Raw genomic sequence first — 20,096 nt, 5'->3', positions numbered from 1 at the left:
TTGAACCTTGACTTTTAGACGCCGTTGAGTTGATAAAATCGCTCAAGTGACGGATTTTGTACGAAACGGCAAAACTACCCCTAATTCAATAATTCTCCCTTAAAATCAAACTAATCAAGACCTAATGGCGTATGTGATACTATTTTCATATATACTCTCAGCGTCGCTTTAATGCCCCTAGAAACAACCACTCAACGAAAAAAAGTAAATAAACTACCCATTCTGGTGGTGGAGGATAATGCCGATCACTGGCTACTGATTCGGTCTGTTTTAAAGGAATGTTTTCCCGAAATAACTCCCCTGTGGGTGGCTGACCCCCGTCAGGCGTTAGGCTATCTGGAAGCTTGCTCCTCTGAAACGCATCAACTGCCCACACTCATTTTGCTGGACCTCTACTTGCCCCGCCGGGAAGATGGGTGGGCGTTACTGAAAGCCATCAAGTCGAATCCCGCCTACCAACCCATACCCGTCTGCGTGTTAAGCCAGTCAGAAGATCAGGTTGATCTGGAAACCTGCTATCAGTTAGGGGCAGCCTCCTTTATCCATAAACCGATTACCGTCCACCAATGGAAGGCAACTTTCTATACGTTTCGGGCTTACTGGTGGCAACTGGTCACCCTGCCGCAAAAGGCAATATGACTTTGTAGGGGTATCTAACACATTTAGGGTAAATCCGCCAGATTACTGGACATGAGGTTTTTAAGTAGAAAAGTGGGCAGTCTTTGATAAGTTTAAGTCGGCTAAAACTTATCGCACTTACCTCATGACTCACCCACTCTTAACCAAATGTAGGAAGTATTTTGTCGGTATACCCGACCATGTACTGCAGACATTAATGCTGGTCTGTTCAGCCATCGTTTTGGCTCGCTCAACCAACTTGAATGTTCTCAAAGATTATTTACCCCAGTTGCTAGCTAATCAGGTAACTAAACCCGCTTCTCATTATAAACGGCTTATTCGATTCTTTCGCTTTGAGAAACCCAATCAGCTCGTTACCGGTATCCTGCAATTCATCTTCCGCTTCTTCGAAGGCCACTTCACATATTTGATCATGGATGCCACCACCTGGCAGATCGGTCAAAAAAGTGTGCATCTGCTTACATTATGCATTCTCTTTGGTAACACGGCCATTCCGATATACTGGTGGTCCGCCACTGCGGCTCCAATTAGACAAAAAGGGCCATAGCAGTGAGGTCGAACGAAAGCAATTAATCACCCAAGCCTTACAGAGTTACAGGTTGGCCGGTAAAATTTTGCTAGCCGATCGGGACGGGGTCGCCCGTGCGATATATTGGCGAAAAATGGCTGCGTCATTTAGTCGAATCCGACATCCACCGCGCGGGCGGCCCCGTTTGTTATTCGGTTACCCGAAGCTTGTTACAAGATTCCTATTGGTCAAGCTCCAGGCGCTGCTTTCTCTAAATTGTGCCGGCAGGCTCTTCATCGGAAGCATGGGGTTATTAAGTCCTTTATCCTGAATGAGTGTTGCTTGTCAACGGTTATTCTCAAAAACCCTAAAAATGACCCCAAGGAGCCCCTTCTCCACTTTGTTTCTAGTCTGACCAACAAACACAAAATCGCTCAGGCTTACCGGCTACGCTGGCGCATTGAAACCTGCTTTAAGCAGTTTAAAAGCCAAGGTTTCAACCGCACGGGCGGCCCCGATTGAAGATCTGAATTTGAAGGACAATGGTAAAATCATGCTGCTGGTAGCCATCGTCGTCATGGCTTACGTGCTATCGTTACAAACTGTTTTTGAAGAAGCCTCGGAGAAGGTTAAAATATATCGAGATGGCAACCAAAAGTTGGCCATCTCTTATTTTAGGCAGGGCATAACCCGGCTTCGACGAGTTGTTCAATCATTAGCGATGTTTATGGAACACCTTGAGTTAATTATCTGGGACCATTATTGGTCAGAATGGCTATATGTCCAGTAATCTGTAAATCCGCCACAGAAAGCACTTAAATGTTTGGCATACAAGCGATTAGGATGAAATCTTTCATTTTTTTAGATACCATTGTAAAGACAGGTTAATTTTGAGCGTATAAATTTTCATTTACCGTTAGAATTACTTATTTTAACTTTTGAACGCAAACCTATTCAATTGTCCTCCTATGGATACGTCGAACAAAAGCCTGCTTGTCGAGCTCATTCAGGAAGCCTACACTTCTCATGTTTTAGATCAGTTCGGTACTTCTATGAGTGAAGCATATTTATTGGATAACTGGACAACCGACGAAGGCTTTTTGGTTAATGGGATTACTAGGGATGGTCTTATTTATGAGGTTGAAGACCAAGGCCGAACTTTGTTTGAATGGGATCTACTATATCATTCAACAATTCAAGAAGCATTAACTCACCTGAAAGAAGAGTCGTTTGCTTAAAATTAAGGCATTCTACTATGTGCTATATAGGTAGCCAAAAGACATGCAATTTTTTCCGTTTGATAACTAAGCAATTTGATAGCCTACTTTACAATCTGACGGTACAGTACATGTTCGACAACCGTAAACCGGCCGGGCCCGTTTAATGTCTTACGAAATGATTCGGCCAGCGCCTTGGTGGCAAATCGCTTCGCCCCATTCGGATTAAAGGTCATTTCGTATGGCTGAACAATCCCCCGGTAGTAAACAGCCATCGGTTCCGCAGACTTGTCACCCGGTACACCAGCAGCGATAATATAGACCGTCTTTAAGGGCTTATTGAGCTGATTCATCATTGTCGGTTAATGGTTTGCCACATTCAACGTGGTAGGCATAGTCTTCAGCACTCAGGTTCATTCGTAAAAACTCATCCATGCCAATGTCATGCCGTTCCAAGACGTACCGTCGAAAGGGAAAACTGTTTTTAGCTTTATCTAATCCTTCCCGTATCATAGTCCGACGAAGGCCTTCGTGCTGTAACCCTTCCAAGTATTCCTCAAAGTAGATCTGGAGTAATTCACGAGCTGAGCGGCTTTCGGATTGCCCTGCGAGTTGCCGTTCCAGCCAGTCTACTAGGTCTTCGCTGGGAGCGATTGGTTCTGAATCCAGTTGACCATTGGCCTGCCCAAAGACGGCTAGTTCCTTAGCCCTGTTATAATAACAGTAGGTGGCATTGCCAATGCGAAACATACGAGCCATCCACTCGCGCTTCTCTTCGGGTAAGCTAGCCAAGGCTTCGGCTTGGTTCTGATTATATTTTTCGACGGGGTGACGCATGATGCAGCTAATTAAGTATCAATTTTAGTTGACTGACAGGTTTGATAAGCTGCCGTTACTAATGCAGACAAAACGTTGGCGGCCGAAGGCGTTAGGGCGGCATCTGAACGGACCAAATCCACTATTTTAGCCTGCGAATAGGTGGTAGTTCCAGGCTCACTACCTGATTCGATGAAGAACGTATTGGGTGATACGTTTAGCCACTCGCAGATCCGGGTAAAGACGTGCATATCGGGAAAGTGATTACTCTCTAGTCGGTAAATGGTAGACGCACTTACCGTACCCAACTCCTGGGCTATCTCCCGATAGGTTCGTCCCGCTCGCTGTTGCCTGATCATCACCCCCAGCTTGGTGGAGTCAAAAATAAGTTTTGCCATGTTAACCGACTCGGAATAGCTTACCCCGCTCGAACATCGTTTGTAGCGGTACTTCGGTCATGATCGCTTCCATGCGAACATCAACCTCAGCGGCATTGCTGTACTGCTCGTCCTGCTTCTCCAGACAGTCCCGGATTTTCTCCGCCAGTATCGGTGGGATGCTAAAGGTTCGCATAGCGACAATGACGTTCGTGTGAGCATCCAACACAAAGAAGATAATTGTATTGCCCGACCCGTTCAACCAGGCATCGGCAAACTCATCGGTTAGTGTATGGACATTCAGGATGACCTCAAAGGCCATCTTTCCTGGCCAGTTCAATAACACGAATGGAATGGCATCTTTCTGGTAGAGACCAACGTGCATGGCTGCTGAAGCCAACTCCTTGTCAAGCTGGGGTTGGCTCGAGTGAAGCACGATATTAAAAAAGCCATTGGGTATGATCATGGCCCGAGGGGCATCGAAGCCAACCCGCTTTAGCTCGGGGTGAGGGAATACCTCACCGATGTGATAGACCAGCATTGAAATTAGTGAATAGAGGTTAATTGGGTTTGTAAAGCCTTTGCCTTTCGCTCAATGTATTTCTTCAGGGAAAGATATTTGCCATATTTCAGGTGAACGTCGATGATGGCTCGAATGGGAACCCCTAAATTTTTTAGATCCATGATCCGATTGTAATCTTTGTCATAGATCGAGGTCTGAATAACTCCTTTGGGTTTGCCTAAAATGACTCCTCGTTCCTTTCGTGCTCTCAAGCCTTCCTTGGTCCGCTCGGAGACAAAATCACGCTCCAGTTCAGCCATTAGACTGAAAACGGTCAGTAATACTTTGGTCATCATATCCTGATGGTTCTTGGGGTCAATATCAAGGCCTTGTTTGATCATGACTACCCGGCACTTTTTTTCCTCCATGAGTTTCTTGACTAGACTCAGCACTTGCTGGGTTGAGCGACCCAGCCGTGAAAGCTCCGAAACGATGATCGTGTCAACACTGGTCACTTTGTCTACTAGCTCCGTGATTCGACGTTTCTTTTCCGATTGACGAGTGGACACATCGACCTCGATCCATTCATCGACGATCATCTTCCGCTCGACCACGTAGCGAGCAATCAGACTCTTTTGACCCTCGGCCGTCTGATCCGTTTTTGATACCCGGACATACCCAAAAATCATAAGAAAAGGTGCTTTTACTCTTAAGGCAGTATTGCGAACTAAAGATAGCGAATCGTGATGCACTTGCACGTACCTTTATTGCATATATTTTATACCCTTTAAAACGGTCGTTTAAAGCATAAAATTTTTGTAAGTAGTTATTATAAAGATTGTTAAGCCCTTTACGTGGCGAAAAAGGCGGTTTTGTGTTAACTACCCCGATTAAAGGGTATGATCGCCTAACCAGCTATTTCTTATAAATCTTTTCTGGTGTAGTCTCACCGCTCGAGAAGATGTAATTTTGCTACTTAGTCGGAGATGAATAGGGGCTTCATCAAGGGGTCAGGTTAACATAATGAAAGTTATACAACAAAACGTATACTACTGAAATAGCTATACAAAATTAGGTTTTTGATAAATAATTACTTGGATTCATTGCTGGGTACCATATCTCCAATTAAAGAACCTATTGATTTAGCTGCACCACCAGTGCGAACGTTTGGAGTTGATTGCATTAAGCTCAGTTGTGGAACTGTCGTTGAAGCGGTAGCTAATGGCGCTGGTTTGGGGGGCTTCAATTTGTCTAAGCCCAATGATTTTGCTAAATACCTACTTCGATTTTTAACTTCAGAGCGGAGGCCATTTACAAACTCTGAATGGACCCTAAATAAGGTCTCCAGCAATTGCATATCCGTAACTATCGCATCTTTTTGCCAGGGTTTTAACTGGTACGTCCCCATAACCTCATACCCTTTTATAACTAATTCATTAGGTGACATAGCACTTAGCTTAAGACCATCTTCTTTGACGCCTTCATAAGCCAATTGTTGTTCTGTCTTGATTTCAAATTCTAGCTCTAGCACCCGTTTGCCAATTTTTGACGAAGGTTTCCATTCCAGAAGAATATTTGCTTTTTGTTTCAATTCACGTTGCGTTACTTCAAGCACATACTTTACAAAATCATTATATCGGTAGGTTTCTGGACAATTTAGGATAAAGCGAAGTTCATCAACGGCAAATACGAAATGGTTTTTATGAATATGTTGATGCATAGATATGATCTCGAACATACGCATCGCGTAGATTGAAGAGAGTGACCACATTACATCTAACTCGTACTTAGTAAAACGTTTGCCAAGAGCGGCGAAATGAGGAACAACATCAGCCAGCACTTTTATTTCGATATACCGTCGCCCATTATCCATTTGAGATTTTACAAAAGGAAAAGGAGTAACAAATATGTATTCGCCCTTAATTTCGTCCTTGTAAGAAATACGTTTCTTTGAAAGACCTTCAGCCGCTTCAGTCACCTGCGAATGATTCTTCGTGGTTAGCTCTGAATAAGGAATACTGAACTCAATATTCTTGTCAGGCGGAAGCTTACCAGTAACAGCCTTATTACCTAATTGATTGACCAAAAGGATAACTATTTTCTTTTCTAATTCAGTAAATTCTTGGCGAGATAGAGTAAAAACGTTCGACTGATAGTTAGTTGTATGTCGTTCAAACAGAGATAATTGTGTTGAAGATTCCTTTTTCATAAATGAGCATTTCAACAAAGATTCAAAAAGTTCTAGAAATAACAAAGGCGATGAAAGCATTTTTGTTATAGATGGGCAACTCATCCCCTAGTGCCCTTGTAATAGCACCCTTCAAAACTTGTTTTTCTTAGTTTTTAGCGACAACTCCTCTCATAAACGGGGGATAAAAGGGACAATTTTCGGGACAAAACGCGATTTATCGAGGACAAACTAAGTTAAAAGTGGCTGACAGTCACAAAAACTAATCCTTTTAATAGCTGTCTTTTTACACCTTCCAAAACTTGTAATAGCACCTTTCAAAACTTGTATTCCAGATTGCAGCCTTTTAAATCTTGTAATAATGCCTTTCAAAACTTGTAATAACTCCCTTAAGAGCTTGTTATTCTTGGTCAATTTTCCCTTTTAAAACTTGTTATTTTCCCTTTTAAAACTTGTTATTTAGCTTATAAATAATTAATAATTAGCACATTAATAGGCTACCAAATCAATCAAAAAAAGATATTGATAAAATCAAAAAATCATAAACGCTAATCTTGATTATATAAAAGGGTAAAAAGGCTAAATTTATATAAACTATTTACCTTACAGGGAAATAGTTATGCTATTTTTGCTAAAAATCCCCCTTATGGCTAAAGCTAAGCAATCCGATCTAGCCCCCCTGCCTGCTATTCGGTTACTACTAAAGCATTATCAAACCGATCTGCAACCGATTATCCATCAGGTCAGCGCTTTACCTGTCGAATCTGATCTGGAGTATTACTTTGTTCCGGCAGAACATATGGAACTATTTCGACCTTATTACAGGCCTGGTAAGCCCTACAAGAATTTCAAACTTGTCAACTTTGAGCGGCCCGCTATATCCCTCACGTTCTACAATAAGCATAAATACCAAATTGGCCGGGGGGTTAAAGCCGCATCAGCGTTAGCTATTCTCAAAGAGCAACGGGATAAACTATTTAATAAATCCTATCTGGATCAACTAACACCTGGCCAGCAACAAAAGCTACAGGAAATTGATACCTTACTACGAGCGATTCGACATACGCCCGAAAAATTTGAGTTTTGTACCTCTAACTATGAGCATTATTACCGCTACTGGTATTGTTCATTCCGCTATTTTGAAGATCAGGAGCAGATCAAAACGGGCACGGCCAATGAGCATTTACTAAAGCATGTACAAGCCAACGATGAAAAGAGATCAGATCAACCATCCATTGAGCGGCTTAACGTAATCTTTATCGATTCAAAATTCATTACGCGGCCTGTATCGTATGATAATAAACTCATCGACCGGGAATTGGAAAACTATACCGAGAAAGTGAGCTATGGTAAGTCATCGCTCTATATCCGTTCAATCGAATGAGTTAAATGTAGACTATAGTCCATTTTTTTACCGCTCAGACACAACGAACTTTGCCGGCCTATGGCAGAGGCAAGTCCTATATCAGTGGCATTTGGGAAAGCCATCCGACAAGAGCGGCGAAATAAAGGAATAACTCAGGAGGAGTTGGCCGAAAAGTGTGGGTTGGATCGAACGTACATTTCACAAATTGAACGAGGTTTAAAAAACCCCACCTTACCCGTGGCCTGGGATTTAGCCATCAATTTGGAGGTAAATTTTGTGACATTAGTGGCTGCCGCGCTACAACATATTCCCGACACTTCTCACTAAATAGGTAAGTTGTTGGAGTTCTCCTAGCTTACTGTGTAAATCCACTTTGCGCCGTTGCGACCCATTAGGAAGAAATACTTCTTAAAGGGGTACTCTGTATAACAAGTACAAAACTTTCGTACAGAATAGCTAAGTAGTTATCAATTAATATCTTGCGAAGAGAATTTCATTTTAACGCGGGGCCGCCCGGCGGTCGGTTTAAAAGAAACGACACTATGAAACAAGCTATTGTTTTTTACCAAAAACAGTATCAATCCATTTGGAAGGAGGTTCCCTGGCAACCTTTTCCTTTGGAACAAAATACCCTGTTTTGTAGCAATGATACTACCATCCGGAAGGTACTTATTTCGTTAAACAAGATAGATCCATCAACGCCTGTCCCAGTTACGTTTGAACAGGCCACAACGGACCTTCACTGGGCTATCGTTAGCTACGAGGAAGAGTTTGTCTTATATTGGTTATCGCACTACATCGAAGCAGGAGATCGGGGATTCGTTCTGTACAGATTTCAGCATTTCGTGGCTAATCCAATTAATTTCCTGGATTTTGGGCGCCGGTTTAAACTGCCCGATGATTCCACGGCAAAAATTTACATGGATGTCTTCAGCCGCCTGAATGAGTGGGCAAAGCTGTTAGAGTTACCGTATAAATATGAAGTTGTTCTGGAAGATAATTATATGGGGTTTCAACAGAATTACGATAAACTGCTAATGGTCTCCGAGGACAATAAAGCCCCTGACACTATACCCTCATCCGAAAATGGTCTAATTGAAACGAAGACCTCCTTTTGGCGTAGGCTTCGAACTTGGTTGAATCAATGAAGTTAATCAAATGTAACGGTATCCGTTCCAGACTAAAATCTTAGGACATAACAATAAACAAATTTTTTTTATACAGTCCCGTTTTTCGTTTTATCCCTACGATGAGCTGTTTCATCCCCCAATACTAATGGTTAGTCCCCAGTCAGATAACTACCTATAATACCTCACCAATCGACTGATAGTGAGGGGCTAGTGATCTCGATTTTAAATCGCCATATTTGATTAAACGCCGGGCTGCCAGTGCGGTAGTTCAACTCGTGTTAGTCAACTATGGAAACGGATTACTTTTCTCTTCGGTTGAGCCGACTTGCGGCTGATTTGCCCATCCATGCCAATCAGCAGCAGTCGGCCGTCACAGCCGCGCAAAACACGTTCGAAGAACTACGTCGGCAAGGCGTACCGCTTCAGCAAGCCATCGATAACGCCGAGTCGGTGTTACTCGAAACCATCACCCCTACCCTGGACGCGGCCAGCCGACTAAAAGACATTCTGGCTGACGATTTCGACCAGCAGCCTGAACTGGCCAGCTCGCCCCACTTCCCCGTTCTGCTCGAGAAATTTATACCCTTGCTGGTTGAGCCTCGGAGCCGATTGGCCGATGCTTACATCATTGGATTGATTACTGAGTACCGCGATAAACACCTGACCCATGGCGTTTAATCATCGCGCGCATCTAGCCGCCAACCTGGAAGCCTTACGGCTGGCGTTTCTGGTCGAGGAGCGCACCAAAGCCGCTAACCGGGCTGAATTAACCGCTTCAGAACGAGCGATTTTGTCGGCCTACAGTGGCTTTGGTGCCCTAAAATCGGTTTTACTGCCCATCCAGGATGATAAATTTTGGACGACTGCCCTGGATAACCAGCTGCGTCCCGGTGTTCAGCAACTGCACCAGTTAATAACCCAGGCTGCTGGCGATCGGGCGGAGGCGTACCTCTCGGGCATCAGAAATAACGTCCTGTCTGGGTTTTATACGCCCCCGCAGCTTGTGGAGCAGGTTGGTAAGGAACTGGCCAGCGTTATGGGTTCTGCTCCTATTGACTATTTAGATCCATCAGCCGGAACGGGCATTTTTCCCCAGGCTTTTGCCCAGGGTGGTCTTCTGATTGGTGCCGCGCAGCTGATCGAAAAAGACCCGGCTACCGTCCTGGTCCTCAAAGCCCTCTACCCACAATATACCGTTGACAATAAAGGGTTTGAAGAAACGGGCCGTCAGCTTAATGATCGCTTCGATCTGGTGGCTAGCAACATTCCCTTTGGCAACGTCGCCATTTGGGATGAGGCCCTGGCCAATAGTAAAGACAAACAGCGCCGGTCGGCCTGCGCCCGGCTACACACGTATTTCAGCGTCAAAAGTGTGGATGCTCTTCGGGAAGGCGGGGTAGCGGCTATTCTGACGACGGACGCCCTGCTGAATTCCCCCGCGAATGAGCCGGTCCGTCAGTACCTGATGAAGACCTGCGACCTATTATCCGCCGTTCGATTGCCCCATAACCTGTTTACCGATTATGCCGGCACGAGCGTCGGTAGCGATCTGGTGCTGCTTCAGAAACGAAGCGGTAAAACGGCACTCACCGATCAGGAAAAGAAATTTATCAAGTCCACCGTTAGCCCCGCTAAGACGGTTATCAATGAACTGTTTGCTAATGGGGAAAACATCGTTGCCACCAGCCAGAGAATTGACACCGATCAATACGGCAAACCTGCATTGCTCTATGAGCATGAAGGTGGGATGGACAAAATCGCCCAGCAGGTTGGCCGCTATGTGGGTGAGGATATGGGCCGCACCTTCAGGCAACAAGGCTTTGAGCAGCATAGGATGCAGTCTACCGCGCAGCGGGTCCAGCCAAGCCGAGCCGCGGACCGCTCCTCATCGCCCCTGTTTGTACAGGGAGAATTGTTTGCCCTGAGTGAAGCCGCGATTCGCCCACCTCGTCCGTTAACACTGCCCTTGGAGGAGTTTTACCAGGTGGGTAGTCTGGTATTCCAACAAGGCGAGGTCGGTCGGTTGGCTCCTGATTATAGAACCTTGGAGACAATGCCTGGCCAGGTGGACCACGCCCGGCTGGGAGCCATGCTCCAAATCCGGGATGCCTACGAGCGGTTGTACCGTCAGGAAACCCAGTCCCAGCAGCCACAGCCCGACTTGCGCTTGGCCTTAAATACGGCCTACGGTGCTTTTATCACGCGCTACGGAGCCATCAACGAAGGTAAGAATGCGGGACTGGCGCTGCTCGATCCTGATGGCCGCAGCCTGCTGGCGCTGGAGCAGGCCAATGCGAACAAACAGTTTATTCGGGCGGATATTTTCAATCAGCCCGTCAGCATTCAGCAGGCCAAGGTAGTGCAGTTCACCGCCCAGGATGCCCTGACGGCTTGCTTGAGTAAACTGGGTCGGGTTGATATGGACTATCTCCAGGAACTTACCAAACTGACCGGGTCGCAGCTCGTCAAGGACTTAAACGGGCAGATCCTGTACAACCCGCTGGAACAGCAGTACCAGACGCCAACTACCCTGGTCAGTGGAAACGTGGTGGAAAAGTTGGAAGCGATGGCAGCGCTGGCAGCCGATCCACTGGCCGGGCCTGCTCTAAGAGCCCTCCGGGATGGTCAGCCCACGCCCATTAGCTTTGATGAACTGGATTTTAATTTAGGGGAACGCTGGATTCCGACCGAAATCTACGAACGCTTTGCGAAGGATTTGTTCGGTAGTAACCTCACGGTGAGCTATGCGCCTTCCGTAGACGAATTCAGCGTCGATCTGCCCTCGTGGAACTATAAGAACGCAACCATTACCCAGCAGTACGCCGTACAGGGACAATTCCGGATGTATGATGGACTAACCCTAATGGAGTATGCGTTGTATAATACAACCCCCAATATCAATAAGGAAGGGCCAGACGGGGAGAAGATGCTCGATGGCGAAGCGACCCAGTTGGCCGCTACTAAAATTGAGCAGATCCGTACCGCCTTTATTGAATGGCTACCCACCCAGAACCTGCAGTTAAAACAGGACCTGGCTGATCGCTACAACCGGTTATACAATTGCTTTGTCAAACCGCAGTATGACGGTGCTCACCAACAGTTTCCCGATTTAAACCTGAAAGGACTTGGCATCCCCGGTTTATACGGATCGCAGAAGGATGTAACCTGGATGCTGCTTCAAAATGGCGGGGGGATCGCCGATCATGAGGTCGGAACCGGCAAAACGCTTATAATGACGGTAGCCTCCTACGAGATGAAGCGGTTAGGTCTGGTCAATAAACCCATGATCCTGGCCATGAAAGCCAATGTCAACCAGATTGCCGAAACCTACCGAACGGCTTATCCCCATGCCAAGCTGCTTTACCCCGGTCAGGACGACTTCACGCCGGCCAACCGGGAACGGTTCCTAAACTCGATTAAAAACGGGGCCTGGGATTGTATCATCCTGACGCATGATCAGTTTGCCCGCATTCCTCAGGCCCCCGACGTGCAGCAGAAAGTCATGCGGGACGAGCTGCGTAACCTGGAGAAAGATTTAAAGACGTTGGAGAAAACGGGAGGCACCATTTCCAAATCGCTATTGAAAGGGTTAGAAACGCGTAAGGCCAACTTAACGGTTAAACTATTGAGGTTGCAAAGTGAATTGGACAAAAAGACTGATTCGGTTCCCCATTTCGGTACGATGGGCATCGATCACTTGTTTGTCGATGAATCACATCAGTTTAAGAATTTACAGTTTACTACCCGCCACAACCGGGTTGCCGGGTTAGGCAGTCCGGAAGGCAGCCAGCGGGCCACCAACCTGCTCTACGCTATGCGAAGCATCCAGGAGCGAACGGGCAAAGATCTAGGCGCGACGTTCCTGTCCGGTACGACCATCACTAACTCACTGACAGAAATGTACTTGCTCTTTAAGTACTTACGGCCAAAGGAAATGGCCCGGCAGCATATCGACAATTTCGATGCCTGGGCCGCGGTTTACGCCAAGAAAACGTCGGATTACGAGTACAGTGTTACCAATCAGCTACTGGTCAAAGAACGCTTTCGCCATTTCATCAAAGTGCCCGAACTGGCTCAGTTTTATAGCCAGATCACGGATTATCGGACAGCTTCGATGGTGGGCCTCGACCGCCCTAAAGCGGTCGATAGGCTGATCAGCCTACCGCCAACGCCGGATCAGGCCGACTTCAACAAAAAACTGATTGAATTCGCCAAAACCGGCGACGGAACGATATTGGGTCGCGCGCCCCTGTCGGAAAAAGAGCAAACGGCGAAAATGCTCATTGCCACCAACTACGCCAAAAAAGCCGCGTTGGACATGCGGTTGATTGACCCAAGTCTGGCCGATCACCCGAGCAGTAAACTCTCCCGTTGTGCAGCGCTGATCGCCAGCCACTACCAGGAGAGCGCCCCTTACAATGGAACACAAATGGTCTTTTGTGATACGGGTACGTATAAACCGGGTGCTACCTGGAACGCTTACAGCGCCCTACGCGACAAACTAGTACAGGACTATGGCATCCCCGCCCATCAGATTCGGTTTGCTCAGGAGTGCAAAAGTGACAAGGAGCGGAATGCACTGTGGGATAAGGCCAATACGGGTGAGGTGCGCGTGCTGATGGGCTCGACGGGAACGATGGGCACCGGCGTAAACGCGCAGCAGCGGGTCGTTGCCATGTACCATCTGGATATTCCCTGGAAACCGGCTGAACTCGACCAGCGCGTCGGACGTGGTTCACGAACCGGCAATGTTGTCGCCCGTGATCACTTTAATAACGAAGTTAAAAACTACGTCTTTGCTACCGAGCAGTCGCTGGACAACTATAAGTTTAATTTACTGCATACCAAGGCCACCTTTATCGCGCAGATCAAGAGCGGATCAATGACGGGTCGTCGCTTAGACGAAGGTGCCTTTGATGAGGCTACCGGCATAAACTTTTCGGAGTATGTGGCCATCCTATCGGGCAATCAAGACCTGTTACAAAAAGCCCGGTTAGAAAAACAGATCACCGCCCTGGAGAGTGAGTTGAAATTATTTCAGAAGGAGGGCTACAAAGCAGGGTCGATGTTAACAGAGGTAGCTAATTCAATGGAGAAAGCGCAGAAAACGTTATCGCAGCTCCAGTCTGATTATACGAAGCTAACCGCCGTTACTCAGTTTGATAAAGAAGGTAATCTACCCAATACCGTAAAAATTACGTTAACGGACAAGCCGATCACTAAAGTGAAAGAGTTGGGTGAATACATCAACCAGGTCGATCAACAACTAGATACCAAGGGCGGCCTAAAGCAGCTGGGTATCTTACACGGTTTCGGCTTATACGTGCGAACCGATGCTGGCTACAGCGTCGATGGAAAGGTAGTTAAAGAAAATGCCTTTATCGTCAAGGGCGATCAACTAACGTACTCGTATAACAATGGCTATTTAAGCGGCCGCAGTCCAGACGTAGCGGCCAGGCAGTTTGTTCGGGGACTCGAAAAAATTCCTTCCCTGATGGAATACCAACGGGAAAAAATTGACAACCTAACCCAGCAGTATAAGCTGCTGACAGACATCGTAGCCAAGCCCTGGGGCAAGCGTGATAAACTTCAGGATTTAAAATCAGAGCTGCGCCAGGTCGAAACACGTCTGCAAATGATTGGTCAGGAAAAAGAACCGCAACAAACGAAACACTCCGAGAAAACGACGGCTAAAAAGCAACAGGATCAAGGTATAGAAATTGCTTAATGTACACGTCGTGTACCAGTAAAGAAAGGACTCTAATTGGATGGTTAATAAAGCACAAAAAAGCCTCACCCTTTGATTTAAAATAGAACTTCCGTCTGTTTATCAGACAATAATCGACTAATATGTGGGGCCACTTCATGAAAGCCCATCTCAGGTCATTTTATTTAGCTGAATAAAAATATAGATGGAATAGGTAACATTCTTGCAACGATTTACTAGTTATTTGAATCGACGAGTTAGCAATAAACTTTTATCATTATGAAGTTGCTTCAAAAGAAATTCTGTTTGATTCCTATTATCAAACTTGTTGCCTTCCTATTTTTAATAGGGTGCAAAGACAGTGATCCTAAGCTACTCGGAACTAATGAAGTTAAGTATACGCAGATACTACCTGATTTAAGCAACATAGATCCCAGTTTTAATTCTGTACAGTTTGTCTCCCCACAAATTGGGTTTATTACAGGAGCCAGTTTATTGAATCCACATGATGCGGTTATTTTAAAGACTCAAGATGGTGGGAAAAACTGGCAGCAACTGCCAGCAGATACTAGTCTGCATCGGGGAATTACTTCATTTTTTGCTCTGGACAGCCAAATTCTGTTCGCTACAACAGCCAATCCGAATCGTCCTGGGTTTACTCGATTGAGTCGGAGTTCGGATGGTGGACAGTTTTGGCAACTTCTCTCCACTACGATTCTAACAATAGGATGTTTTCTCGGATCTGGGCAGCAGTCATTTGCGTGAAGGAGATAAGCTGAAAACAACACCGGAGCCGGTACGAGAGCAAAAATGAACGATGAATTCTGCGATCAGAAAACTGACAATGCAAAGTGAAACCAGAATCAATACCAAGCTTAAAAAGGCCATTGGAAGCGATTTACGCTTAAAAATGTTAAGTTCCATGTAGCTATTAACGAGTTTAGAGAGTTCAAAAAGAACGAGCTTCCATGTCCGTACCTTTAGGGTCGGTAGGCTGATTGAGGTATTGGGCATGGAATGGGTTAAAGTATTTATCCGAAGGTTTATAGGATTACCAGGCAAACGGGGAACGATCAGGCTGTAGGTAGAACTAACCTTCTGCAACAGGCGGATTCGGATTGGCAAATCGGTCGGCCTGGCTATCGGTCGGAAAATGGTCCTTAAACATGGCTATGAATTGATCCGATTGAGATGCCGTATCAAGGTCAATGTCGCTAGCTACCTCATAGCCTATGGCGTCGGTATCGTTCGATGTAAACGTCAGGGAATCAAGTTCGGCTTGGGGGTTAAATTTACCCCCTAGGGTTGTCTGCAACTCTATAATCGAATCCCAGCTTACGTCTGTCGACTTTTGATCCACTAAAGACCCGGTAGCCGGTATACTAGCCTCTTCATACCCCTCCGAAGTGACCATCTCCTGAGACAGAGAAGCTGGAATCGCCCAGCCGTTAAGCACTATTCGGCTATACCATAACAAAACAAGATTGAAATCAGGAGCCCGGTACGCCGAATCGTCAACCCCCCAATTTGCATACAGCCGTTTGACAAAGGGCTTTGTTTCCAGCAACATATGCCCAAAAAGCGCACGGGCTTCTTGTGAATTATCCGCCGGTAGGTTCAACTCGCACAATAGAGCCGCCACTTGATATTCCAAATCGATGGCCAGTGAATACTGACGGAATTGAAGGGCATCATAGAGTTCGTTGCGGGCCTGGTAGGTAGCCTTTGACTCGAGAAACGAGTGTTCGGGTTTGTCTGCTGTAGCAGGCAGACCAAGCAAAATTCCCTGATCAGTGAAATCGCTGATCAGTTGACGCGCTTGCTCATACTGAAAATTGGTGAGCGCAAGCAACTGTTTATAATGGTCCAAACTAATCATAGTAGTAGGGGAAGTAACGGTTAAAATTGCCTTTATCGGTACTGAAATCGTGTAAAAAAGTGCTCCCATAGGCTATCGGATAGGTAAACGTTTACCCAAGGGGCGACTATCCGTTGATACAGGAGATAAACGATTATAAACAAAGCCAGTAACACCAGCCACTCTTGCCAGGGAGCCGCTGGTCTACTTTTTCGCTCACGAGTAGCTGGCGGGGTAGAAACTGGCTCTGACGACGATTTGAGTGCTACCATGTTAATTAACTGCCCTTAAGGTGAAGGTTGTATCGTTCGATTGGCCCATTGAATCAACCACACGAAGCGTTAGCGCATGAGAACCTGAATCAGTCGGCAGGTACGTAAGTGTATCGCTCAGTAACCGGCTCATGTTAGCTGAAACGACGATTTTTCCACCAGGCGCTAGAACCTTGTTGTTCAGCAACAATACCCCTTTACGGGGAGCCGCTACCTGCCAGGAGAGCCGATAGGCATTGCCCGACATGAGGTATTCTGGCTTAATCCCAAAGCCCACAGAGGTTGGTTTTTGCCAGGGAATCGATGCCGGGAACCCATCCATCTCCAGTTGAAAAGGAAACGTTCGCTGTATATCGAGCGATTCAGTTTGACAGGCTGCAAGCGCCAGTGATAGGCCGCAGGCCCAGTAAATTGACGTTCTCATCGGAAGAAACAGTAACGGATACCCAGGTATCCAGTGGTGCGAAACGTAGAAACTTCTGAAAACGGGATGTACCGTTCGGTGATTCCCCCAACAAGAGCCAGCGACGGGCCTACGTATGCTTCAGCTTCCAGCCCAAGCTGAGGCCCAATGGCCCCTGTTGACTTATTCTGTATGATGCCTTCGGCTAGGTTTGCCTGGTTGCGGTTGACCGATTCATAGCCCACATAGAGACCCGCTGTTGGCGCAACATAGAGCCAGCGGTGAGTCGTATAAAAACCGCGAGGTACATACTCCAGGGCTAACCAATAGTGCTCCACCAAAGGTAGAGGCCTAGTCTGGGCTTCGTAATACTTACGCATGTACGTAAAGGAAGCTTTCCAATACCGCTCGTTTTTGCGATACCATACGTAATCAACGGCCCCCATATAGCCGCTACCCGGTGCCTGGGGCGAGGCAATTTTGGGTAAGTTATCAACGATACCTACTACACAACTAATGGCTGTCTGGCCTTTTATATGCCGCTGAGCAGGGGCCTGTCGGACTACCAGTAAGCTCACGAAAAGCAAAATTATCTGAATCGTTTTCATAAGGTATCGGCGTCTAAAATATCTTGGTTAGCCATCGTGAAAGAAACGGTGCGACCCCCGTTTTTCTCCCCTAGAATAATTTGAACCACCTTGTCATCGGGGATGGTAAACTTTTGAAAGGCGTATACTTTTTCAACCGTTTGATGACCGGGAATTATAACTAACGGTTGATTATATACGTAGATGGGAACCACCTCTAATTCCTGATGGGATGTCACTTTCGCGATCGTCCTATCCGTAATAAAAAAACGGATATATTCAAGGTCGTAATTAATAGCAGATTTGTTCTTTATCCCTATCTTATAATAGAGTACGTTGTCCTTATAGTACAGCCCCCGTACGCTCGCCTGGATGTCGTATTTATTAATGCCAAGATGTTTGACTCGTCGGCGCTGATCGATAATGTGCGCACAGTTTTGTACAATCTCCTGTTGCGACGTGTTTACCCCCGCAAAATTGACAATGGTACCTTTCTGATTAACCGAGCGGGCTTTCTGTTGAACAACGCCATCCTCATTCACCGATAAATCCAGGGCCAACATCGTGGGATATTCGTTGTAATTCACTACGAAGCTGTAAAACTGGCCATCGGCGGTCATAACACTGAAGTTCGTTTCATTGAAACCAATGCTGGACGCTTTTACGCGTAACACGTTATCAACCGCATTGGCTTTATCGGCAATAATATCCTTCGAGCCTAAATCAACCGACCGAATAGGTGATTTAAATAGGATACAGGTCGTTTTGTTAAAGGCTAAATCAACATAGTAGGACCGTATGACGTTCCGATCCTGAATGGGAATAGAGCCGTAGGAAAATATAGTGGGCAGTGTGGGAGCTTCTCCCGGCATCCCTGCACGGGTGTTACCGGGTGTAACCGCGCTAGGTGGCGCTGAATGGCTGTTTCCGGTCACCCATTTGCGTAAGGAGTCAAGCCGTTGCGCCAGAGAATTGGTCTTGCTAGGCGTCGAATTTTTCCCCGAGTCAGGAGCCTGAGCGAAGGCTATCCGGTTCAAGACGAAAAGAAAAGCGGTTAGATACAATACATTTTTCATAGCTGAAACTTATTTAAGCAGGACGTAATAGTTGTTTTTAAGGGTAGCTTTCTGAACGGACACCTTACGGGAAAGAAAACTACGTCCTCCCTGAAGACCGGCTTGTAACGCTGAAGCCGCTGCTACGGCTGGAACATTGGTTGAATAAACGGGTGGGGAAACATTGAAGCCCTGGCCTGCCTGAGCGACTACCTGACGACCTTGTTCGACCGCCAGCACGTTCGGTACATAGATTCCGGACAAGCCATCCATATCGTACACGGTTAGTCTCATGGGCAAAATACGTCCCTCATATTGTACCTGGTTAATGGCAATGTTGACTCGTTGTCGACCAAAATTGGCCACCCCGTACAGGAGACACCCCTCAGGAATCAGGCGGCCACGTAGCGTGATCGTTTCCAAAAGCCGGAGCGTGACCCGGCCTCCCGATGTAATTACCTGGTCAGAAAAAACCATTGCTTTCACGGTTACTGAAAGCGAATCCTTCGTAGCGTCCATCTGCTGCTTACGCATATCAGACTGAAGACCATAAAAACTGTTTTTGCCCGTTGGACCGTTCAGTGACGAAACGGTTGTTACATCAACCGTTTCGGGCTTGAGGGCGCGTCCCTGCGCTTCCTGTTGCCGTTTCAGTTTATCCGCCTTGTATTCCTGGAGTAGCGCTAATAATTTTTTCTCCTTCTCGATGGCTGCTTTCGTTTTAGCGGGGCTCTCATCGCCGTCATCCTCCTGCTCATCCGATAACAGATCAGCGCGAACCAATGATGACTTGGCTGATCTACGGCTTCTGGAAAAGGTACGAGGGGGAATGGTTGACGTATCGGGTTCTTGATAAATTTCTTTAGGCACACCGTTTCCATAAATGTAGGAATCAGCTTCTCCACGACGTGGTATATCCGGTTGCGGGGTTCCTGGAACATTCGAGTTAAGTCCCCGTTCTCCCCGATCTGGCATAGCCAGCGGCTGTGCATCAGCCGCCAGCTCTAGTTTGGATCGGGATGGCAGGCCCGTTGAATCGCCCGCATTGGGCAAATTTGCGTTCAGGCTGACAGGAAGCTTACCCGTCTCCGTCTCTTTAGGCCGCGTGTGATGGATGAAATAATAGATAATAAGAATCAGGCAAACGCCAGCCCCTGTCAGGAACGTTACGAAACGTTTATCCTGAAATAGCTGCTTGATTCTACTTCCGTCGAAGCGGTCCAACGCTTGGTTGTTGTCCATGTTGTTTTTGATTTGTAGAAGTCGGAAAATGGTCGGGCCGCGACAGGTTGGGCCGCGCTAGGCTGGACCGTGCCAGGCTGGTAGCCGTATGATACACACTCAGGCAACTCAGTAAAAGCAGGACCACTAAAGCGGAAATTAATTGCATTTTTCGAGTGCGGACGGGCTGCGTTTCCCATGTACGAACGAGCTTGCCAAGCCACGTGACGAACTGGTGTTGAGCCCGTTG

22 protein-coding genes are annotated in these 20,096 nt (G+C 46.6%); 11 read left to right on the top strand and 11 right to left on the bottom strand.

The window, feature by feature from the left end; translation table 11 throughout:
• Window positions 1-171: 171 nt before the first annotated feature.
• The 5 genes from ACYVEA_RS30160 (at window position 172) to ACYVEA_RS30140 (ending at window position 2,385) form a co-directional block, all read left to right on the top strand.
• Window positions 172-639 (top strand): response regulator, encoded by a 468-nt coding sequence (locus ACYVEA_RS30160; protein WP_461117092.1) that lies wholly within the window; start codon window positions 172-174, stop codon window positions 637-639.
• A 124-nt stretch (window positions 640-763) separates the two neighbouring features.
• Entirely contained in the window at window positions 764-1,186 is a 423-nt protein-coding gene (locus tag ACYVEA_RS30155) for a hypothetical protein (protein ID WP_461117091.1), read from the top strand.
• A gap of 237 nt (window positions 1,187-1,423) precedes the next feature.
• Window positions 1,424-1,669, top strand: coding sequence for a transposase (locus ACYVEA_RS30150; RefSeq protein WP_461117090.1), 246 nt, complete (start codon window positions 1,424-1,426; stop codon window positions 1,667-1,669).
• Window positions 1,608-1,937, top strand: a complete 330-nt coding sequence (locus ACYVEA_RS30145; protein ID WP_461117089.1) for a hypothetical protein — start codon at window positions 1,608-1,610, stop codon at window positions 1,935-1,937. Before ACYVEA_RS30150 ends, ACYVEA_RS30145 begins: the two co-directional genes overlap by 62 nt.
• Window positions 1,938-2,115: 178 nt before the next feature.
• Window positions 2,116-2,385: a hypothetical protein gene (locus tag ACYVEA_RS30140; protein ID WP_461117088.1), complete on the top strand. Its 270-nt coding sequence runs from the start codon at window positions 2,116-2,118 to the stop codon at window positions 2,383-2,385.
• An 83-nt stretch (window positions 2,386-2,468) separates the two neighbouring features.
• Here ACYVEA_RS30140 and ACYVEA_RS30135 read toward each other — a convergent pair whose 3' ends face one another.
• From ACYVEA_RS30135 to ACYVEA_RS30110, 6 genes are all read right to left on the bottom strand, one after another.
• Window positions 2,469-2,717, bottom strand: coding sequence for a hypothetical protein (locus ACYVEA_RS30135; RefSeq protein ID WP_461117087.1), 249 nt, complete (start codon window positions 2,715-2,717; stop codon window positions 2,469-2,471).
• The gene (locus ACYVEA_RS30130) at window positions 2,701-3,201 is read right to left on the bottom strand and encodes a hypothetical protein (protein ID WP_461117086.1); all 501 of its coding nucleotides are present in this window, start codon (window positions 3,199-3,201) and stop codon (window positions 2,701-2,703) included. The genes ACYVEA_RS30135 and ACYVEA_RS30130 overlap by 17 nt, the downstream gene beginning before the upstream one ends.
• Window positions 3,202-3,212: 11 nt before the next feature.
• Window positions 3,213-3,578 (bottom strand): helix-turn-helix domain-containing protein, encoded by a 366-nt coding sequence (locus tag ACYVEA_RS30125; protein ID WP_461117085.1) that lies wholly within the window; start codon window positions 3,576-3,578, stop codon window positions 3,213-3,215.
• A gap of 1 nt (window position 3,579) precedes the next feature.
• A complete protein-coding gene (locus ACYVEA_RS30120; RefSeq protein ID WP_461117084.1) occupies window positions 3,580-4,098 on the bottom strand; it encodes a hypothetical protein in 519 nt (172 codons plus the stop codon).
• 5 nt (window positions 4,099-4,103) lie between these two features.
• Window positions 4,104-4,748, bottom strand: coding sequence for a recombinase family protein (locus tag ACYVEA_RS30115; protein WP_461117083.1), 645 nt, complete (start codon window positions 4,746-4,748; stop codon window positions 4,104-4,106).
• Between the two features lie 401 nt (window positions 4,749-5,149).
• Complete coding sequence (locus ACYVEA_RS30110; RefSeq protein WP_461117082.1) at window positions 5,150-6,268, bottom strand: replication initiation protein; 1,119 nt, start codon at window positions 6,266-6,268, stop codon at window positions 5,150-5,152.
• 625 nt (window positions 6,269-6,893) lie between these two features.
• Here ACYVEA_RS30110 and ACYVEA_RS30105 point away from each other — a divergent pair.
• From ACYVEA_RS30105 to ACYVEA_RS30080, 6 genes are all read left to right on the top strand, one after another.
• Window positions 6,894-7,631, top strand: coding sequence for a hypothetical protein (locus tag ACYVEA_RS30105; protein ID WP_461117081.1), 738 nt, complete (start codon window positions 6,894-6,896; stop codon window positions 7,629-7,631).
• Window positions 7,632-7,691: 60 nt separating this feature from the next.
• Window positions 7,692-7,940: a helix-turn-helix domain-containing protein gene (locus ACYVEA_RS30100; protein WP_461117080.1), complete on the top strand. Its 249-nt coding sequence runs from the start codon at window positions 7,692-7,694 to the stop codon at window positions 7,938-7,940.
• Between the two features lie 215 nt (window positions 7,941-8,155).
• On the top strand, window positions 8,156-8,761 hold the full coding sequence (locus ACYVEA_RS30095) for a hypothetical protein (protein WP_461117079.1): 606 nt from the start codon (window positions 8,156-8,158) through the stop codon (window positions 8,759-8,761).
• Window positions 8,762-9,031: 270 nt separating this feature from the next.
• A complete protein-coding gene (locus ACYVEA_RS30090) occupies window positions 9,032-9,421 on the top strand; it encodes a hypothetical protein (RefSeq protein ID WP_461117078.1) in 390 nt (129 codons plus the stop codon).
• Window positions 9,411-14,471: an N-6 DNA methylase gene (locus tag ACYVEA_RS30085; RefSeq protein WP_461117077.1), complete on the top strand. Its 5,061-nt coding sequence runs from the start codon at window positions 9,411-9,413 to the stop codon at window positions 14,469-14,471. The genes ACYVEA_RS30090 and ACYVEA_RS30085 overlap by 11 nt, the downstream gene beginning before the upstream one ends.
• A 258-nt stretch (window positions 14,472-14,729) precedes the next feature.
• Entirely contained in the window at window positions 14,730-15,215 is a 486-nt protein-coding gene (locus ACYVEA_RS30080; protein WP_461117076.1) for a WD40/YVTN/BNR-like repeat-containing protein, read from the top strand.
• A gap of 325 nt (window positions 15,216-15,540) precedes the next feature.
• On the opposite strand, the gene ACYVEA_RS30075 is transcribed toward ACYVEA_RS30080, so the two are convergent.
• From ACYVEA_RS30075 to traM, 5 genes are all read right to left on the bottom strand, one after another.
• Complete coding sequence (locus ACYVEA_RS30075) at window positions 15,541-16,329, bottom strand: hypothetical protein (protein WP_461117075.1); 789 nt, start codon at window positions 16,327-16,329, stop codon at window positions 15,541-15,543.
• Window positions 16,330-16,581: 252 nt separating this feature from the next.
• Window positions 16,582-17,004 carry a TraQ conjugal transfer family protein gene (locus ACYVEA_RS30070; protein ID WP_461117074.1) on the bottom strand — a complete coding sequence of 141 codons (423 nt, stop codon included), beginning with the start codon at window positions 17,002-17,004 and terminating at the stop codon, window positions 16,582-16,584.
• Complete coding sequence (locus ACYVEA_RS30065) at window positions 17,001-17,591, bottom strand: conjugal transfer protein TraO (protein WP_461117073.1); 591 nt, start codon at window positions 17,589-17,591, stop codon at window positions 17,001-17,003. Before ACYVEA_RS30065 ends, ACYVEA_RS30070 begins: the two co-directional genes overlap by 4 nt.
• Window positions 17,588-18,646 (bottom strand): conjugative transposon protein TraN, encoded by a 1,059-nt coding sequence (gene traN, locus ACYVEA_RS30060; protein WP_461117072.1) that lies wholly within the window; start codon window positions 18,644-18,646, stop codon window positions 17,588-17,590. The genes ACYVEA_RS30065 and traN overlap by 4 nt, the downstream gene beginning before the upstream one ends.
• Window positions 18,647-18,655: 9 nt before the next feature.
• Window positions 18,656-19,867, bottom strand: coding sequence for a conjugative transposon protein TraM (traM, locus tag ACYVEA_RS30055; RefSeq protein WP_461117071.1), 1,212 nt, complete (start codon window positions 19,865-19,867; stop codon window positions 18,656-18,658).
• Window positions 19,868-20,096: the final 229 nt, after the last annotated feature.

It is taken from the genome of Spirosoma jeollabukense (genome assembly GCF_054777855.1).
Note: the sequence above shows the minus strand (reverse complement) of the source record. Positions and strands in the feature narration are given on the sequence as shown.

What these genes read in the sequence shown, in the direction of transcription:
- ACYVEA_RS30065 (WP_461117073.1), bottom strand. Translation starts at nt 17,591, where the DNA reads ATGAAAACGATTCAGATAATTTTGCTTTTCGTGAGCTTACTGGTAGTC.
- ACYVEA_RS30075 (WP_461117075.1), bottom strand. Translation starts at nt 16,329, where the DNA reads ATGATTAGTTTGGACCATTATAAACAGTTGCTTGCGCTCACCAATTTT.
- ACYVEA_RS30125 (WP_461117085.1), bottom strand. Translation starts at nt 3,578, where the DNA reads ATGGCAAAACTTATTTTTGACTCCACCAAGCTGGGGGTGATGATCAGG.
- ACYVEA_RS30110 (WP_461117082.1), bottom strand. Translation starts at nt 6,268, where the DNA reads ATGAAAAAGGAATCTTCAACACAATTATCTCTGTTTGAACGACATACA.
- ACYVEA_RS30095 (WP_461117079.1), top strand. Translation starts at nt 8,156, where the DNA reads ATGAAACAAGCTATTGTTTTTTACCAAAAACAGTATCAATCCATTTGG.
- ACYVEA_RS30130 (WP_461117086.1), bottom strand. Translation starts at nt 3,201, where the DNA reads ATGCGTCACCCCGTCGAAAAATATAATCAGAACCAAGCCGAAGCCTTG.
- ACYVEA_RS30115 (WP_461117083.1), bottom strand. Translation starts at nt 4,748, where the DNA reads ATGATTTTTGGGTATGTCCGGGTATCAAAAACGGATCAGACGGCCGAG.
- traM (WP_461117071.1), bottom strand. Translation starts at nt 19,867, where the DNA reads ATGGACAACAACCAAGCGTTGGACCGCTTCGACGGAAGTAGAATCAAG.
- ACYVEA_RS30080 (WP_461117076.1), top strand. Translation starts at nt 14,730, where the DNA reads ATGAAGTTGCTTCAAAAGAAATTCTGTTTGATTCCTATTATCAAACTT.
- ACYVEA_RS30135 (WP_461117087.1), bottom strand. Translation starts at nt 2,717, where the DNA reads ATGAATCAGCTCAATAAGCCCTTAAAGACGGTCTATATTATCGCTGCT.
- ACYVEA_RS30090 (WP_461117078.1), top strand. Translation starts at nt 9,032, where the DNA reads ATGGAAACGGATTACTTTTCTCTTCGGTTGAGCCGACTTGCGGCTGAT.
- ACYVEA_RS30120 (WP_461117084.1), bottom strand. Translation starts at nt 4,098, where the DNA reads ATGCTGGTCTATCACATCGGTGAGGTATTCCCTCACCCCGAGCTAAAG.
- ACYVEA_RS30155 (WP_461117091.1), top strand. Translation starts at nt 764, where the DNA reads ATGACTCACCCACTCTTAACCAAATGTAGGAAGTATTTTGTCGGTATA.
- ACYVEA_RS30070 (WP_461117074.1), bottom strand. Translation starts at nt 17,004, where the DNA reads ATGAGAACGTCAATTTACTGGGCCTGCGGCCTATCACTGGCGCTTGCA.
- ACYVEA_RS30105 (WP_461117081.1), top strand. Translation starts at nt 6,894, where the DNA reads ATGGCTAAAGCTAAGCAATCCGATCTAGCCCCCCTGCCTGCTATTCGG.
- ACYVEA_RS30085 (WP_461117077.1), top strand. Translation starts at nt 9,411, where the DNA reads ATGGCGTTTAATCATCGCGCGCATCTAGCCGCCAACCTGGAAGCCTTA.
- ACYVEA_RS30160 (WP_461117092.1), top strand. Translation starts at nt 172, where the DNA reads ATGCCCCTAGAAACAACCACTCAACGAAAAAAAGTAAATAAACTACCC.
- ACYVEA_RS30100 (WP_461117080.1), top strand. Translation starts at nt 7,692, where the DNA reads ATGGCAGAGGCAAGTCCTATATCAGTGGCATTTGGGAAAGCCATCCGA.
- traN (WP_461117072.1), bottom strand. Translation starts at nt 18,646, where the DNA reads ATGAAAAATGTATTGTATCTAACCGCTTTTCTTTTCGTCTTGAACCGG.
- ACYVEA_RS30140 (WP_461117088.1), top strand. Translation starts at nt 2,116, where the DNA reads ATGGATACGTCGAACAAAAGCCTGCTTGTCGAGCTCATTCAGGAAGCC.